This is a genomic window from Bariatricus sp. HCP28S3_A7 (assembly GCF_052066375.1).
Classification (GTDB): domain Bacteria; phylum Bacillota; class Clostridia; order Lachnospirales; family Lachnospiraceae; genus Allocoprococcus.
On sequence record NZ_JBQHSG010000014.1, the window covers coordinates 1 to 15,642 of the forward strand.

The window sequence follows — 15,642 nt, forward strand, 5'->3', positions numbered from 1 at the left end:
TATCACCAAAACAGGATTCGAAGATGTCTCTGAGTATGAACTTTTTATTCGCTGTTTTTCAGAGCAGTCCATTGTCGAACAGGGAAAACGTCGCTGGATTACTAAGGAAGATAACCTCGGCAATTCAACCATGCTGTTAAATCCAACTGATCCTGAGGCTACATACCGAAGGAAAGCAGGGAAAGAATATCGCGGCTATGTGGCTAATGTAGAGGAAACTGTTGGGATCGTGTGACATCGGTCCAAAATGATGGTGCAAGACACATTTTTGTGACAAAAGGAGATGCAAACCAGACAGAGGATCCGTATTTAACTTCGGAAGAAGATGTGATTGGTAAAGTTATCTGCATTTCATATCCGTTGGGAGTTGCAGTACATCTGCTGTCCAATCCTTTGATTTTTATACCGCTTATTCTCCTTCCTTTGTTCTTTATACTGATCTATAACTTGATCTATTCTGTTAAAGTTACAAAAGGTATTATTCGTGAAGAGGAAGAAGCGGCTGTGCGGGAAGCTGTGGAAGCGATTCGTAAGAAAAGGGCAGAAGAAGAGGAGGAAAAGAATGATTCAAAATCCAAGTAGTGTCTTTCATGGCCTCATGGAATATGATTCAATAGCGTTAAACCTGAGAAATCTGGTATTTTTCTTCTGTCTGCTATATTTGTCAGTAGAAGATTTGAAAAGATACAGGATTCCGGATAAATGTCTGGGAATCTCTGTAATTGCATGGTGCATGGCAATACCATTTGCATATCAGGATTATGGTGGATGGAGTGGTATTGCTGTGCATTTACTGGCTGCTGTAGTATACGGCGGCGGCGTACTTATTCTTTCCATTCTTATTGAGCAAATCTTTAAAAAAGAAAGCCTTGGCGGCGGTGATGTGAAATTAATTGCTGTCATGGGACTGTATCTTGGTATGAATTTATCATTGTATGCATTGTTCTTTGCATGTATTTTCGGTTTGGTTATATTGCTTATAAGTTATAAGAGCCGTGAGGGAAAGGGTGGAGTAATTCCATTTGGACCGGCTCTTGCGGCAGCAACCATGTTGATGGTTTTGTGGGGACAGGTTCCGTGACTCATTTATTCGGAAATGGAACGGAAGATTTTGCCGAACAAAGATGCGTTTCGCCAGTTTACGACTACATCTGCAGAGTTGTATGCGATTTATCTGAATGATTTCCTCGAAGCGCTTGCCACAGGAGTTTATAAAAAGACTTCAGATAAGTTGAAGATTTTTCTTGACGCGAATGGGACGACGAAGATCACTTCGCTCTACAAATATTGTCCCTTGCTGTGCTGGCAGAAGAATTTCACAAAAATGCGTCTTTCCTTTCCGGGCAGTTCAGCAAAGAGACCGGGATGAGTATGACCGATTACATTCATCACGCCCGAATTCGTGCGGCGGTTCAGTACTTTAATACGACACAGATGTCGGTCACGCAGGTGGCGACAAGCGTTGGAATGGATAATTTCGGATATTTCTCGAGGATTTTCCGAAGAGAGATCAGAATGAGCCCGCGGGAATATAAGAAGATGGTATCGGGCGGGAAAAGTGGGAAATAAAATTCGCAGCATCATTGTAATCGTAAAGAAAAATCATTATACTAAAAATAGAAATAAAAATAGAATCTATTAAAGGAGGCATTTATGGCAAGAACAGTAGGAATTGGGATACAGGATTTTGAAAAATAATAACGAATAAATGCTTCTATATAGATAAGACGGATTTTATCCGTGAATGGTGGGAAAGCAAGGATGATGTGACACTAATTACCCGTCCGAGGCGCTTTGGAAAAACGTTAACTATGAGTATGTTGGAGAAGTTTTTCTCACTTGATTATGCAGGGCGGGTGGGTGTCCGAAAAACAGGTACTACACTAATTCGCGTGTCCACTGTTATGGGTACATTATAACTCATTAGTTGAGAGTCGTGGGGACAGGTCCCTTGACTCCCCTTCAACTCCCCATCCCCACGACTCCCACTATTCTCTTGACAAAATAACCGCAAACGGTTAAAATGTAAAAAACGGTTAAAGGAGATAGAGGCAGTGATTTCTGATATATTAAAACGAAAAAAGGAAGAAAGGGGTATGACCACCGAGGCACTATCTCGACTTTCCGGAGTACCGGTGGGAACGATCAATAAGATTTTGAACGGGGAAACCAGGTCGCCCAGATACGATACGCTGATGGCACTTGAGAAAGTTCTTATGGATAAGAAGGATACGGATGAATATCTTGTCATACGGGATTCGCAGGCGGCTTTGGAATATCAGGGGTGTGGACCGTATACGATAGAAGATTACCGGGCACTTCCGCAAGAGGTGCGTGCAGAACTGATTGATGGGGAATTGATTTTTATGGAAGCGCCAGGCACTGCACATCAGATTCTTGTGATGAAGATTGCATTTTTATTAGAATTATTTATACGAGAGAATAAAGGAGAATGTTTGGTGCTTCCGGCTCCTCTTGATGTACAGCTGGATTGCGATGATAAGACGCTGGTTCAGCCTGATATTGTAGTACTGTGCAAGAAAGAAAAACTTGTAAAAGAAGGTATTTACGGAGCGCCGGATATGGTGATTGAGGTTACGTCGCCTTCTACCAGAAGAATGGATTTTGCCAAAAAGATGGTGAAATATGATAATGCCGGTGTGCGGGAATATTGGATTGTTGATCTTCAGAAGAAAAAAGTGGTGACGTATCACCTGGAAGAGGACCCGATGCCGTCCCTTTATACATTCGGGGATAAGATCCCGGTTCAGATTTTTGATGAAAAATTAGAGATAGATTTTGCAGGATTTGCAGATGTATTAGAAAGCATACCTGAGTAATGCGAGCAGGTGGTGACGGGGTTCGTTTGTCAGAGAGGGTTCATCCTTGCGGCTGAACTGTTATATTTTTGGAGAATTTTGGGGAAAATGCCTGAATAACTGTGAGAAGATTGTGAATAATTGCCGAAATGTCTTGGTGGCAACACGTAAATAATGCAAACTGCAATAAGTAGAAATCAAAACTATGTTGCGAGGTATTGGATGTGGTTCAAATTATTACAGACTCTTCAACACTGCACACGGTGGAGGAGGCAAATGCATTGGGAGTCGAGACGTTGCCTCTTTGTGTCAATATTGACGATCTGGAAGGGCGCGACCTTCAGATGGATATGAAAGATTTTTATGAAAGGATTCGTAAGGGACAGATTCCCAGAAGTTCCCAGCCGCCAATTGGTGAGGTGGTGGATATGTTTGATAAATACAAGGATTCAGACATTATCAATATCACCATAGCGGACGGACTTTCCGGTACATATCAAAGTGCGTGCGCGGCGAAGGAAATGTCAGAAAATCGGGAGCGGATTACGGTCTTCAACTGCAGGACGCAGGGCGGTCCGCATTGCGTGGCGATTCAGTATATTGAAAAATAGCAGGAAAAGGGGGAGGTCGCATAGCGCTCTCCCCAGTGTTTTTTGAAATACATCCAACATTAGTAACCAATTCCCATCCCAAAGAGCAGGAGCAGGCTTGTAAGTACAAGATTCAGAGTCTGGAATTTCCAGCTCCATTTCACCCAGGTACCATAGTTTACATCCGCAAGACCCAGACCGATCAGAAGAACCGGATTTGTCGGGTAGAATACATTGGAGAAGCCGTCGCCGAACGCGAATGCCGCAACGCAGAGCTGGGCAGAGATCCCGAATACCTGTGCAACCGGAACGATCAGCGGCATCAGCAGAAAGGCTTTGGCAGAACCCGATGGAATGAAGAAGTTCATGATCAGTACAAATGCAAGGGCGCGGAACCAGATTCCCGAGAACATCGGAAGTCCGGCAAGTTCCTGTGCTACACCTACGGTAAATGGATTGCAGACTCCGGCAGCAAACCCACAGCCTACGGCAAGAAGACTCATGCCGACACCGGTAAGAGGATCCCATCCCAGGCTGACGGCCAGCGCAACGACGATCGGAACCAACGGAACGTATTCTTCGAAGGACCCGATAAAAGAACCGAGGGCCATGAAGAACAAGGTGATGACGGCCAGAAGCTGGTAGCGTTTCTGACCGAATCGGCTGGTAATTCTGTCCAGCATATATTTCATAAGATTACATTTCTCAAGACTGTTAAAAACGCCTCCGATCACCAGGAGGAAGACGATAACGGCAATCAAAGCTCCGCTTCCTTCTGAGCTGAGAACGAGAAGTGGGGAAAAGATCCATTTCCAGAACGGAATTCCGCCTTCTACATAAGAGAATCCTGCTTCGGTATCGATTACCGTATTTCCGGATGCATCTGTGAGTCTGGCGTATTCACCTCCCGGGATCAGGAATGTAAGTATGTAGGTGAGTACCATCAGAACAAAGATGACTGCGATTGCGGTCAGGGAAGAACGTGTGCTGATATTTAGGCCTTTTTTCTGTTTTTGTGTTCCCATTTTTTTCCCTCTCTGTTAGAATAGTTATAAGGTATTTGCTACGATTATATACTCCCGGGTAAGCTAAGTCAATAAAAGAGGGGGTGGCACTTTGCGGAGAAAGGAACGGGAAGATTTATGGCTTAAACCGGATCATGAAGCATGTTTCGGGGCAAAGCGAATGGTCTTATGAGGAAAGCATGCTTCGGAGCGTCGGAGTTTTTAAACTTAAAGCGGAAGAAATGAGCTGTAAGGAACAACAACGATGAGACATGTCTATATCCGCGGCAATTGAATGATGCTTGTAAAATGGCGAAAGAGAGAAGGAAACAAGGAATGAAGAATAAGAAACAAAGTGAAAAGAAGAATCAAAACCTGTGTATGACAAACAGAGAATTGTCATGGCTTCAGTTTAATGAACGAGTGTTAAATGAAGCCGGGAATCCAAGAGTGCCTTTGGCAGAAAGGATGACATTTGCGTCTATTTTCCAGACAAATCTGGATGAATTTTTCATGGTACGTGTCGGTACGCTCCTGATGCAGATGCAGTCTTCGGAAGAAATTATAGAGAATAAAACTGGCATGAATAGTAAAGAGCAGGTCAAGGAGATTCTCAAACGTGTGAACGTGCTTGAAGAGAAGAAGGCAAAAATATATGAGCAGCTTATGGGTGAACTGGAGCCTGAGGGAATCCGTATCATTAATTTTAACAAGTTGTCCGCGGAAGAAGGAAAACTTCTGGAGAAGTATTTTGACGCGCATATTGCCCCGTTCCTTTCTCCGATGATCATCGGGAAGCAGCAGCCGTTTCCGTTCCTTGCAAATAAACAGTTGTATGCGATTGTTTTACTTGAAACACCGAAGGGCAAGAGAAGAACCGGACTGGTTCCCTGCTCCAACAGCGTATTTAAACGGCTGATTGAGATCCCTACAAGACCGGGAACCTTTATGTTGTCAGAAGAACTGATCCTTCATTTCGTTTCCAAATTGTATTCAAAATATATTGTGAAAGAAAAATCTATCATGCGTGTGACGCGTAATGCGGATATTGATGCGACAGAGATATATGACGAAGATCTTGACTACAGAGATATGATGGAACAGTTGATCAAACGTCGTACCAGGCTGAATCCGGTGCGAGTGGAGTTCAGCCGCAGTATCAATAAAAAGACAAAGCAGGAAATTGCCCGTTTCCTGAAAATCGGGGCGGATCATATTATCGATGTGAAGACACCACTGGATCTGTCTTTTGTATTCTCGCTCCAGACCTATCTTCGAGATAAACCGGAATTGTTTTATGAAAAACGCAGTCCGAGACTCAGCCCGGCGCTGAACCTGAAAGAAAATCTGTTTAGCCAGATCGAGAAGAAGGATGTGCTGCTTTCCTATCCGTATGAAAGCATGAAGCCGTTCCTGCAGCTCCTTCAGGAAGCGGCAGAAGATGAGTCGGTCGTTTCTATTAAAATGACGCTTTATCGTGTTGCAGAGCGAAGCAAGATCATTGACACGTTGATCGAGGCTGCCGAAAATGGCAAGGAAGTTGTTGTTCTGGTTGAACTGAGAGCAAGATTTGACGAGGCGAATAATATTGAAATGTCCCACAGGCTTGAGGATGCCGGATGTCAGATCCTTTATGGACTGGGAGACTATAAGGTTCATTCCAAACTGTGTCTGATCACACGCAAAACGGAAACGGGATTTGCTTACATAACCCAGATCGGAACCGGAAATTATAATGAAAAAACATCAAGGCTTTACACAGATCTTTCTCTGATCACGGCAAGACAGTCCATAGGAGCAGAAGCAGCAGAGATATTTACCGCGTTGCAGAAGGGAGAAGTGGTCGAGCATACGAACGAACTCCTTGTCGCGCCGAAATGTCTGCAGAACAAGGTAGTGGATATGATCGATGCGGAGATTGAGAAGGTGAAACAGGGCAGTACAGGATATGTGGGGGTGAAGATCAATTCGCTTACGGATAAGGTTCTGATCGATAAGATGATCGAGGCTTCGCAGGCCGGAGTGAAAATTGATCTGATCGTCAGAGGTATCTGCTGTCTGAAACCGGGTGTGAAAGGCATGACAGAGAATATTCATGTGATCAGTGTTGTCGGGCGTTTCCTTGAACACTCCAGAATCTACCGCTTCGGAAGGGGAGATGAGGAGAAGATTTACATTGCATCTGCCGACTTTATGACCAGAAATACGGTTCGCCGTGTGGAAGTGGCTGCTCCGATTTATGACCAGGATATCCGCACCAGAATCCGTCATATATTTGACACGATGATGATGGATGATGAGAAAGGAAAAGAACAGAATTCAGAAGGAGAATACTGCGACCGGTCTGTAAATGCAGAAAAACTGAACTCTCAGGAATTCTTCTATCAGGAAGCATATGATATGGAAAATGGAAGATAGTTTGTAAATAATCCGGCAAAACACGGGAAATATGTGTTTTGCCGGATTTTTAATAGCTGTGGACGGAAGGAGAATTTGCCGGATAACAAAAAGAAAACCTTGACTTTGCGGGGACTGTATGTTACACTATCCTAGCGAATGGAAGTTATAGGTCTTTTTTTTATGCCTATTTTTAGCAGAATTCCGGAGACGGGATTTTGCAGACAGCCTCGCAAGCTGTCGTGTAACTGAAAATTAGAACATAAAAGCGAGGTGGAAGTTGTGCGTACAAGAATTACACTGGAATGTACAGAATGCAAACATCGTAACTACAACATGACAAAGGATAAGAAATCTCATCCGGAGCGCATGGAGACAAAGAAATACTGTAGATTCTGCAAATCACACACATTACACAAAGAGACGAAATAGTCGTTGAAGGGAAGTGAATGTTATGGGAGATGCTAAAGAAACCCGCAAGACACCGTTTTTCAAAGGTGTAAAAGCAGAGTTTAAGAAGATTATCTGGCCAGACAAAACCACACTTGCCAAACAGACAGCGGCAGTCGTATCTGTTTCTGTTTTGCTGGGAGCGATTATCGCGATTACCGATATTCTTGTAAAATACGGAATTGATTTCTTAGTAAGATAAGATACTGATAATGGTAACACAGGAAAGGTGATATTATGGCAGAAGCAAAATGGTATGTGGTTCATACCTATTCAGGGTATGAGAACAAAGTAAAAGCCGACATTGACAAGACGATTGAGAACCGTCATCTGGAAGAAGAGATTCTGGAAGTTCGTGTTCCGATGCATGAGGTTGTGGAACTGAAGAACGGAGTGCAGAAGGCATCACAGAAAAAGCTTTTTCCGGGATATGTACTCATTCATATGATCATGAATGATGATACATGGTATGTCGTAAGAAATACCAGAGGTGTGACTGGTTTCGTTGGTCCGGGGTCCAAACCGGTTCCGCTTACAGACGAAGAAATGGCACCGCTCGGAATCCAGAAAGAGGATGTTGTCGTTGACTTTGCAGAGGGCGATACCGTTACTGTTATTGCCGGGGCATGGGAAGGAACGGTTGGTGCTGTTCAGTCCATTAATATGCAGAAACAGAGTCTTACAATCAATGTTGAGTTATTTGGTCGCGAAACACCGGTAGAAATTAGTTTCGCAGAAGTCAAGAAAATGTAGCAGACATTACGTGGGAGGGAAATCCCCGCAAATACCACAAGGAGGTACTTTAAAATGGCAAAAAAAGTTACAGGTTATATCAAATTACAGATTCCAGCCGGAAAGGCTACTCCGGCTCCACCGGTTGGTCCTGCTCTTGGACAGCATGGTGTAAATATCGTTGAGTTTACAAAACAGTTCAACGCAAGAACAGCAGACCAGGGAGATTTAATTATTCCGGTTGTTATCACTGTTTACAGTGACAGAAGCTTCAGCTTTGTTACAAAGACACCGCCGGCAGCAGTTCTGATTAAGAAAGCCTGCAATATCAAATCAGGTTCAGGCGTTCCGAATAAGACAAAAGTTGCTAAGATCACAAAAGCTCAGGTTAAAGAAATCGCAGAGATGAAGATGCCTGATTTAAATGCAGCTACTGTTGAGAGTGCTATGAGTATGATCGAAGGAACCTGCAGAAGTATGGGTGTAACTGTAGTTGAATAAGTCTGATTTACGGGCGAAAGAACTACACTATGAAAACTGTAAACAAGCACGTGGGAGGGAATTCCCGTAATCACCACTAGGAGGTATTTAACATGAAAAGAGGAAAGAAATATGTAGAGGCTGCTAAACAGGTTGACAGAACAGTCCTCTATGATAAAGCAGATGCAATCGCATTAGTTAAAAAATGTGCGACAGCAAAATTTGACGAGACAATCGAAGCTCATATCAGAACCGGATGTGACGGACGTCACGCTGATCAGCAGATTCGTGGAGCAGTTGTTCTTCCACACGGAACAGGTAAAAAAGTTCGTATCCTTGTATTTGCAAAAGATGCAAAAGCAGAAGAAGCAAAAGCGGCTGGCGCAGATTACGTAGGAGCAGAAGAACTGATTCCGAAGATCCAGAATGAAAACTGGTTTGAATTCGACGTTGTAGTTGCTACACCGGATATGATGGGTGTTGTTGGACGTCTTGGTCGTGTACTTGGACCAAAAGGTTTAATGCCGAACCCGAAGGCTGGTACCGTAACAATGGACGTTACAAAAGCAATCAACGAGATCAAAGCTGGTAAGATTGAGTACAGATTGGACAAGACAAATATTATCCATGTACCGATTGGAAAAGCTTCCTTCACAGAAGAACAGTTGGCGGACAACTTCCAGACGCTTATCGATGCAATCAATAAGGCTAAACCGGCAGCAGTAAAAGGACAGTACCTTAGAAGTGTAACTCTTACTTCTACAATGGGACCTGGCGTAAAACTGAACCCGATGAAGTTAGCTTAATTGATGATATATTGATACCTATCGAGGACGCAGCATTTCAAAGTGCTGCGTCCTGTTTTTTGTCAATGAAGCATTGGAGAGATGCAGATTATATAATATGGTAAAATAATAATATTGTATAAAAAGAGTTGAATATTATTATAATAAATGGTAATATATAATATATAAAGAGGCGTGGCGGGCAAGTGCAGATTGAATGGAAGGAGGAACGGGAATGGATATACGTGATATTAAGAATCGGAAAAAACAATTGGGTCTTACGAATAAACAGCTTGCTGACTATTCGGGGGTATCGCTGGGGACTGTGAATAAGATCTTGAGCGGAGCGACAAAATCGCCGCAGATTGATACGCTGGACGCATTGGATCGTGCGCTTCAGCGGAAGGAATTCCGGTATCATACGGAATCGGAACCTGTTCTTTGCATTCGGGAAGAGTCCATTGCCTACGATACAATGAAAAAGGATGGGGAGTATACATTAGAGGATTACTATGCGCTTCCGGAAGAAGTGAGAGCAGAGCTGATAGACGGTTATCTGATTTATATGGATGCCCCGACAATTGTACATCAGGAAATAATTGGTGAACTGTGTTATTATATGAGGGATTATGTCAAGAAAAATGAAGGGGAGTGCAGAGTGATCCTTTCACCTATAGATGTCTGCCTTAGTAAAGATAATAAAACGATGCTTCAGCCTGATCTTGTGGTGATATGCGACAAAGAACTGACGGACGGGCGAAGAATTAATGGTGCGCCGGATTTTGTGGCTGAAGTAGTATCGCCATCCAGCCGCAAGCGGGATTATATGATCAAGCTTAATAAATATTGGAAGGCAGGAGTACGCGAATACTGGATCATCGATCCGGAGAAGAAGGATATCTCTACATATTGGCTTCAAGGAAGCGACACGGAGTTTGAAGTAATGCATTATGACTTTGAGGATAAAGTTCCGATGAGAATATGGGCTGGTGCGGAAATTGATTTTTCTGAGTTTGATATACTGTGGTAAGCTGAAAAAATTACGAAAAAATCCAAAAAGTACTTGACGAACAGGAGAACACCTGTTATTATATATAGCGTAACTGCCAGAGACAGTAGGTGCCGCAAGGCATAAGGATGAAAACGCCTACCGAGGAAGAAACGAATTCGATAAAAGTTTGAATTTATAGAAGCTTCCAGTCTGCGGACAGGGAGCTTTTTCTAGGCAGCTCATAAATAATACAAGGAGGTGCACCATTCGTGGCAAAAGTTGAATTAAAACAACCTATCGTTCAGGCAATCGTAGATGATATCACTGATGCACAGTCAATCGTGCTGGTTGACTACCGCGGATTAACTGTAGCAGAAGATACAGAACTTCGTAAGCAGTTAAGAGAAGCTGGTATTGTTTACAAAGTCTGCAAAAACACAATGATGAAGAGAGCTTTTGAAGGAACAGATTTCGCACAGTTAGACGAATATCTGGAAGGACCGAGCGCTATTGCAATTTCTAAAGACGATGCAACAGCACCGGCAAGAATTATTTGCAAGTTTGCAAAGACAGCTCAGGCTCTTGAAGTTAAAGCAGGTGTGGTTGAAGGCACAGTATATGACGCTAACGGAGTTGCAGAGTTATCTAAGGTTCCATCAAGAGAAGAATTACTGTCCAAGTTACTTGGAAGCTTACAGTCACCGATTACCAATCTTGCTCGTGTGCTTAATCAGATCGCAGAGCAGAATGGAGCTCCGGCAGAAGCCGCAGCAGAAGAATAAGAGTATTATAAAAATATCAAATGGAGGAAAATAAAATGGCAAAATTAACAACAGCAGAATTTATTGAAGCTATCAAAGAATTATCTGTATTAGAATTAAATGAATTAGTTAAAGCATGTGAAGAAGAATTTGGTGTATCTGCAGCAGCAGGTGTTGTAGTTGCAGCAGCAGCTGGAGACGGAGCAGCTCAGGAAGAAGAAAAAGATGAATTCAACGTAGAATTAGTAGCAGCTGGTTCTTCTAAAGTTAAAGTAATCAAAGTTGTTCGTGAAATCACAGGACTTGGATTAAAAGAAGCTAAAGAATTAGTTGACGGAGCACCGAAGGTAGTGAAAGAAGCAGTATCTAAGGCAGAAGCTGAAGAAATCAAAGCAAAACTTGAAGCTGAAGGCGCAGAAGTTGCCCTTAAGTAATTTTAAGAGTATTCCAAAGCGGGGGAGAGAGATCTTCCCCGTTTTTTCTAGACAGAAGTACCATTTTTGTTTCTTGAAATCATTTAAAAAATATTCCAAATCACAAAAAAATCCTTGACAAGCCAGCAGACTCTATGATATAGTAAAAAATGCGCTATTGTGGAAATTTATGCTATAATTGCGCCCTAAAATCGACTGTTTCCGATAAAAGGGAGATAGTTGAGCCACAGATTGAAGTCGTGGACGGCAAAAACTGTCCACTTGTTTAAAAATCTGTGTGAGTGTTAGGCGGAATTAACCCGAAAATTTATTATATAAGGAGTGAAACGTCAATGGAGAAAAACAGAATTCGTCCCATCACAACCGGAAAAAGTATGCGTATGAGCTATTCCAGACAAAAAGAAGTACTCCAAATGCCGAACTTAATCGAAGTTCAAAAGGACTCCTATCAGTGGTTCTTAGACGAAGGATTAAAAGAAGTATTTGATGATATTTCTCCGATTACAGATTACAGTGGACATCTGAGTCTGGAACTGGTGGATTTTACATTATGTGAAGACGAGGTAAAGTACTCAATCGAAGAATGTAAAGAGCGTGACGCGACTTATGCGGCACCGCTGAAAGTGCGTGTAAGGCTTCATAATAAGGAAACGGATGAGATTAACGAACATGAGATCTTTATGGGAGATCTGCCGTTAATGACGAAGACGGGTACTTTCGTAATTAACGGAGCAGAACGTGTTATTGTAAGCCAGTTGGTACGTTCTCCTGGCATTTATTATGGAATTGCACATGACAAAATCGGTAAAGAATTATTTTCTTGTACGGTAATTCCGAACCGCGGCGCATGGCTTGAATATGAGACGGATTCGAATGACGTTTTCTATGTGCGTGTTGACAGAACCAGAAAAGTGCCGATCACAGTGTTGATTCGAGCCCTGGGTGTTGGTACGAATGCGGAGATTTTGGAACTCTTTGGTGAGGAACCGAAGATTCTGGCAAGTTTTAGCAAAGATACAGCGGAAAACTATCAGGAAGGTCTTCTTGAATTATACAAGAAGATTCGTCCGGGTGAACCTCTTGCTGTGGACAGTGCTGAAAGCCTGATCACAAGTATGTTCTTTGATGCAAGACGTTATGATCTTGCTAAAGTTGGACGTTATAAATTTAATAAGAAGCTTCTGCTCCGTAATCGTATTAACGGACGAGTTCTGGCAGAAGATGTTGTAAGCCCTCTGACAGGAGAGGTGATCGCGGAAAAAGGAACGGAAGTTGACAGAGAACTTGCAGATACAATTCAGAACGCGGCAGTCCCATATGTATGGATTGCAAGAGAAGAGGGAGAACGCAATATCAAAGTTCTTTCTAATATGATGGTAAATCTGCAGAGCATTGTTGACATTGACCCTAAGGAAGTGGGCGTGACGGAGCTGGTGTACTATCCGGTTCTCGCTGAACTTCTGGAAGAGACAGCAGGCGATATCGATGAATTGAAAGATGCGATTCGCAAGAATATCCATGAGCTGATTCCGAAGCACATTACAAAAGAAGATATTTTCGCATCCATCAATTATAATATGCATTTGGAATATGGTCTTGGAAATGATGATGATATTGATCATCTTGGCAATAGACGTATTCGTGCGGTCGGTGAACTGCTTCAGAATCAGTACAGAATTGGTCTGTCCAGATTGGAAAGAGTTGTTCGTGAAAGAATGACAACACAGGATCTGGAAGGGGTATCCCCGCAGTCTTTGATCAATATTAAACCGGTTACGGCAGCTGTGAAAGAATTCTTTGGTTCATCTCAGTTGTCACAGTTTATGGATCAGAATAACCCGCTGGGTGAGCTGACTCATAAGAGACGTCTGTCTGCCCTTGGCCCAGGTGGTCTGTCTCGTGACCGTGCCGGATTCGAGGTTCGAGATGTACACTATTCTCACTATGGAAGAATGTGCCCGATTGAGACACCTGAAGGACCGAACATTGGGCTTATCAACTCTCTGGCATGTTATGCGAGAATTAATGAATACGGTTTCGTGGAGGCTCCGTATCGTAAGATCGACAAGAGCGATCCGATGAACCCGGTAGTAACAGATGATGTTGTCTATATGACAGCAGATGAAGAAGATAATTATCATGTAGCACAGGCGAATGAGCCACTGGATGAAGAAGGACATTTCATTCATAAGAATGTATCTGGTCGTTACCGTGAAGAGACTCAGGAATATGAGAGAAGAATGTTTGACTATATGGACGTTTCTCCGAAGATGGTATTCTCTGTAGCTACAGCATTGATTCCTTTCCTGGAAAATGACGATGCCAACCGTGCGCTGATGGGATCCAACATGCAGCGTCAGGCGGTACCGCTTTTGATGACCGAAGCACCGGTTGTCGGAACTGGTATGGAAGTAAAATCAGCCGTTGACTCGGGAGTCTGCATTGTGGCAGAACAGGGCGGTGTGGTAGAACGCGCAACTGCAACAGAAATCGTAATTAAGCAGGATGATAAGACCAGGAAAACGTATAAATTGACCAAATTCCTCCGCAGTAACCAGAGTAACTGTTATAATCAGAGAACGATTGTTGTCAAGGGAGAACGGGTAGAGGCAGGACAGGTTATTGCAGACGGCCCGTCTACATCAAATGGTGAGATGGCGCTTGGTAAGAACCCGCTGATCGGCTTCATGACCTGGGAAGGTTATAACTACGAGGATGCTGTTCTGTTAAGTGAAAGACTGGTACAGGATGATGTATACACTTCTGTGCATATTGAAGAGTATGAAGCAGAAGCCCGTGACACCAAGCTTGGGCCGGAAGAAATTACACGTGATATTCCGGGTGTCGGTGACGATGCGCTGAAAGATCTGGATGAAAGAGGTATTATCCGTATCGGTGCGGAAGTTCGTGCCGGGGACATCCTCGTCGGTAAAGTGACACCGAAGGGTGAAACAGAGCTGACGGCAGAAGAGAGACTGCTTCGGGCAATCTTTGGTGAAAAAGCCCGTGAAGTAAGAGATACTTCTTTGAAAGTACCGCATGGCGAATACGGTATCGTTGTGGATGCAAAAGTATTTACAAGAGAAAATGGAGATGAACTCTCACCGGGAGTAAATCAGGCAGTTCGTATTTATATCGCTCAGAAGAGAAAGATTTCTGTCGGTGATAAGATGGCCGGACGTCATGGTAACAAGGGTGTTGTTTCCCGTGTGCTCCCTGTAGAAGATATGCCGTTCCTGCCGAACGGACGTCCGCTTGATATCGTGCTTAACCCTCTGGGTGTGCCGTCACGTATGAATATCGGACAGGTGCTTGAGATTCATCTGTCTTTGGCTGCGAAAGCTCTTGGATTCAATATTTCTACACCGGTCTTCGATGGCGCCAATGAGGTTGATATTATGGATACGCTTGACCTGGCGAATGATTATGTAAACTTGAGCTGGGAAGAGTTTGAAGCAAGACATAAAGAAGAGCTGCTTCCGGAGGTTATGGAATATCTGTATGAGAATAGAGACCACAGAGAACTATGGAAGGGGGTTCCGCTGTCAAGAGACGGTAAAGTTCGTCTTCGTGACGGACGTACCGGTGAATTCTTTGACAGCCCGGTAACGATCGGACACATGCATTATCTGAAACTGCATCATTTGGTTGATGATAAGATCCATGCGCGTTCAACCGGTCCTTACTCACTGGTAACCCAGCAGCCACTTGGTGGTAAAGCGCAGTTTGGTGGACAGCGTTTCGGAGAAATGGAGGTTTGGGCTCTTGAGGCGTACGGAGCTTCCTACACTCTGCAGGAAATCCTGACAGTAAAATCTGATGACGTTGTAGGACGTGTGAAGACTTATGAAGCAATCATAAAAGGTGAGAATATTCCTGAACCGGGTATTCCGGAATCCTTTAAAGTACTTCTGAAGGAGCTGCAGTCTCTTGGCCTTGACGTACGAGTACTGCGTGATGACAATACAGAAGTTGAGATTATGGAAAGCGTAGATTATGGCGATACAAATCTGAACCACATCATTGAAGGAGACAGACGTTACCGCAATGACGAGGATTTCGGAAAACATGGATACAGCACACAGGAATTTGAAGATGGTGAGCTTGTGGACATTGATGAAGAGCCGGATGACGCTGACTTTGAAGAAGACTTTGAGGAAGAATTTGAAGATTTTGACGATATGGACTTAGAATAGGGA

17 protein-coding genes, 2 pseudogenes and 1 other annotated feature are annotated in these 15,642 nt (G+C 43.4%); of the genes and pseudogenes, 18 read left to right on the top strand and 1 reads right to left on the bottom strand.

The genetic code is table 11. From position 1 onward, the window contains the following. The 8 genes and pseudogenes from ACTNA4_RS10375 to ACTNA4_RS10410 all read left to right on the top strand — a co-directional run. Positions 1–235: pseudogene (locus ACTNA4_RS10375) on the top strand (hypothetical protein); the annotation flags it as partial. Positions 236–270: 35 nt separating this feature from the next. After that, complete coding sequence (locus tag ACTNA4_RS10380; RefSeq protein WP_441025123.1) at positions 271–582, top strand: hypothetical protein; 312 nt, start codon at positions 271–273, stop codon at positions 580–582. Beyond that, positions 563–1,081 (top strand): prepilin peptidase, encoded by a 519-nt coding sequence (locus ACTNA4_RS10385; protein ID WP_427820033.1) that lies wholly within the window; start codon positions 563–565, stop codon positions 1,079–1,081. The genes ACTNA4_RS10380 and ACTNA4_RS10385 overlap by 20 nt, the downstream gene beginning before the upstream one ends. 30 nt (positions 1,082–1,111) lie before the next feature. Then, positions 1,112–1,369 (top strand): hypothetical protein, encoded by a 258-nt coding sequence (locus tag ACTNA4_RS10390; protein ID WP_441025127.1) that lies wholly within the window; start codon positions 1,112–1,114, stop codon positions 1,367–1,369. Then, positions 1,300–1,569: a helix-turn-helix transcriptional regulator gene (locus tag ACTNA4_RS10395; RefSeq protein ID WP_441017540.1), complete on the top strand. Its 270-nt coding sequence runs from the start codon at positions 1,300–1,302 to the stop codon at positions 1,567–1,569. Before ACTNA4_RS10390 ends, ACTNA4_RS10395 begins: the two co-directional genes overlap by 70 nt. Positions 1,570–1,653: 84 nt before the next feature. Beyond that, a pseudogene (locus ACTNA4_RS10400) lies at positions 1,654–1,856 on the top strand (AAA family ATPase); the annotation flags it as partial. Between the two features lie 198 nt (positions 1,857–2,054). Beyond that, positions 2,055–2,840 (top strand): Uma2 family endonuclease, encoded by a 786-nt coding sequence (locus ACTNA4_RS10405; protein ID WP_441029930.1) that lies wholly within the window; start codon positions 2,055–2,057, stop codon positions 2,838–2,840. Between the two features lie 203 nt (positions 2,841–3,043). Further along, positions 3,044–3,430, top strand: coding sequence for a DegV family protein (locus ACTNA4_RS10410; RefSeq protein ID WP_441029932.1), 387 nt, complete (start codon positions 3,044–3,046; stop codon positions 3,428–3,430). A gap of 59 nt (positions 3,431–3,489) precedes the next feature. Here ACTNA4_RS10410 and ACTNA4_RS10415 read toward each other — a convergent pair whose 3' ends face one another. After that, positions 3,490–4,434: a hypothetical protein gene (locus tag ACTNA4_RS10415; RefSeq protein WP_441029934.1), complete on the bottom strand. Its 945-nt coding sequence runs from the start codon at positions 4,432–4,434 to the stop codon at positions 3,490–3,492. A 315-nt stretch (positions 4,435–4,749) separates the two neighbouring features. On the opposite strand from ACTNA4_RS10415, the gene ppk1 reads away from it, so the two are divergent. From ppk1 to rpoB, 10 genes are all read left to right on the top strand, one after another. Continuing rightward, positions 4,750–6,831 carry a polyphosphate kinase 1 gene (gene ppk1 / locus ACTNA4_RS10420; protein ID WP_441029935.1) on the top strand — a complete coding sequence of 694 codons (2,082 nt, stop codon included), beginning with the start codon at positions 4,750–4,752 and terminating at the stop codon, positions 6,829–6,831. Between the two features lie 261 nt (positions 6,832–7,092). Then, entirely contained in the window at positions 7,093–7,242 is a 150-nt protein-coding gene (rpmG, locus tag ACTNA4_RS10425; RefSeq protein WP_081445272.1) for a 50S ribosomal protein L33, read from the top strand. 22 nt (positions 7,243–7,264) lie between these two features. After that, a complete protein-coding gene (gene secE / locus ACTNA4_RS10430; protein ID WP_427806096.1) occupies positions 7,265–7,462 on the top strand; it encodes a preprotein translocase subunit SecE in 198 nt (65 codons plus the stop codon). A gap of 35 nt (positions 7,463–7,497) precedes the next feature. After that, positions 7,498–8,013 (top strand): transcription termination/antitermination protein NusG, encoded by a 516-nt coding sequence (nusG, locus tag ACTNA4_RS10435; RefSeq protein ID WP_427806095.1) that lies wholly within the window; start codon positions 7,498–7,500, stop codon positions 8,011–8,013. A gap of 54 nt (positions 8,014–8,067) precedes the next feature. Further along, positions 8,068–8,493: a 50S ribosomal protein L11 gene (rplK, locus tag ACTNA4_RS10440; RefSeq protein WP_427806094.1), complete on the top strand. Its 426-nt coding sequence runs from the start codon at positions 8,068–8,070 to the stop codon at positions 8,491–8,493. 92 nt (positions 8,494–8,585) lie between these two features. Further along, entirely contained in the window at positions 8,586–9,278 is a 693-nt protein-coding gene (gene rplA / locus ACTNA4_RS10445; protein ID WP_427806093.1) for a 50S ribosomal protein L1, read from the top strand. A 214-nt stretch (positions 9,279–9,492) separates the two neighbouring features. Further along, positions 9,493–10,287 carry a Uma2 family endonuclease gene (locus ACTNA4_RS10450; protein WP_427820027.1) on the top strand — a complete coding sequence of 265 codons (795 nt, stop codon included), beginning with the start codon at positions 9,493–9,495 and terminating at the stop codon, positions 10,285–10,287. A gap of 58 nt (positions 10,288–10,345) precedes the next feature. Continuing rightward, positions 10,346–10,488: a sequence feature (ribosomal protein L10 leader region), on the top strand. Positions 10,489–10,517: 29 nt separating this feature from the next. Continuing rightward, complete coding sequence (gene rplJ, locus ACTNA4_RS10455; RefSeq protein ID WP_441029937.1) at positions 10,518–11,030, top strand: 50S ribosomal protein L10; 513 nt, start codon at positions 10,518–10,520, stop codon at positions 11,028–11,030. Between the two features lie 35 nt (positions 11,031–11,065). Beyond that, on the top strand, positions 11,066–11,443 hold the full coding sequence (gene rplL, locus ACTNA4_RS10460) for a 50S ribosomal protein L7/L12 (RefSeq protein ID WP_427806090.1): 378 nt from the start codon (positions 11,066–11,068) through the stop codon (positions 11,441–11,443). Between the two features lie 332 nt (positions 11,444–11,775). Continuing rightward, positions 11,776–15,639, top strand: coding sequence for a DNA-directed RNA polymerase subunit beta (gene rpoB, locus ACTNA4_RS10465; RefSeq protein WP_427820026.1), 3,864 nt, complete (start codon positions 11,776–11,778; stop codon positions 15,637–15,639). The last annotated feature ends 3 nt before the right edge of the window (positions 15,640–15,642 follow it).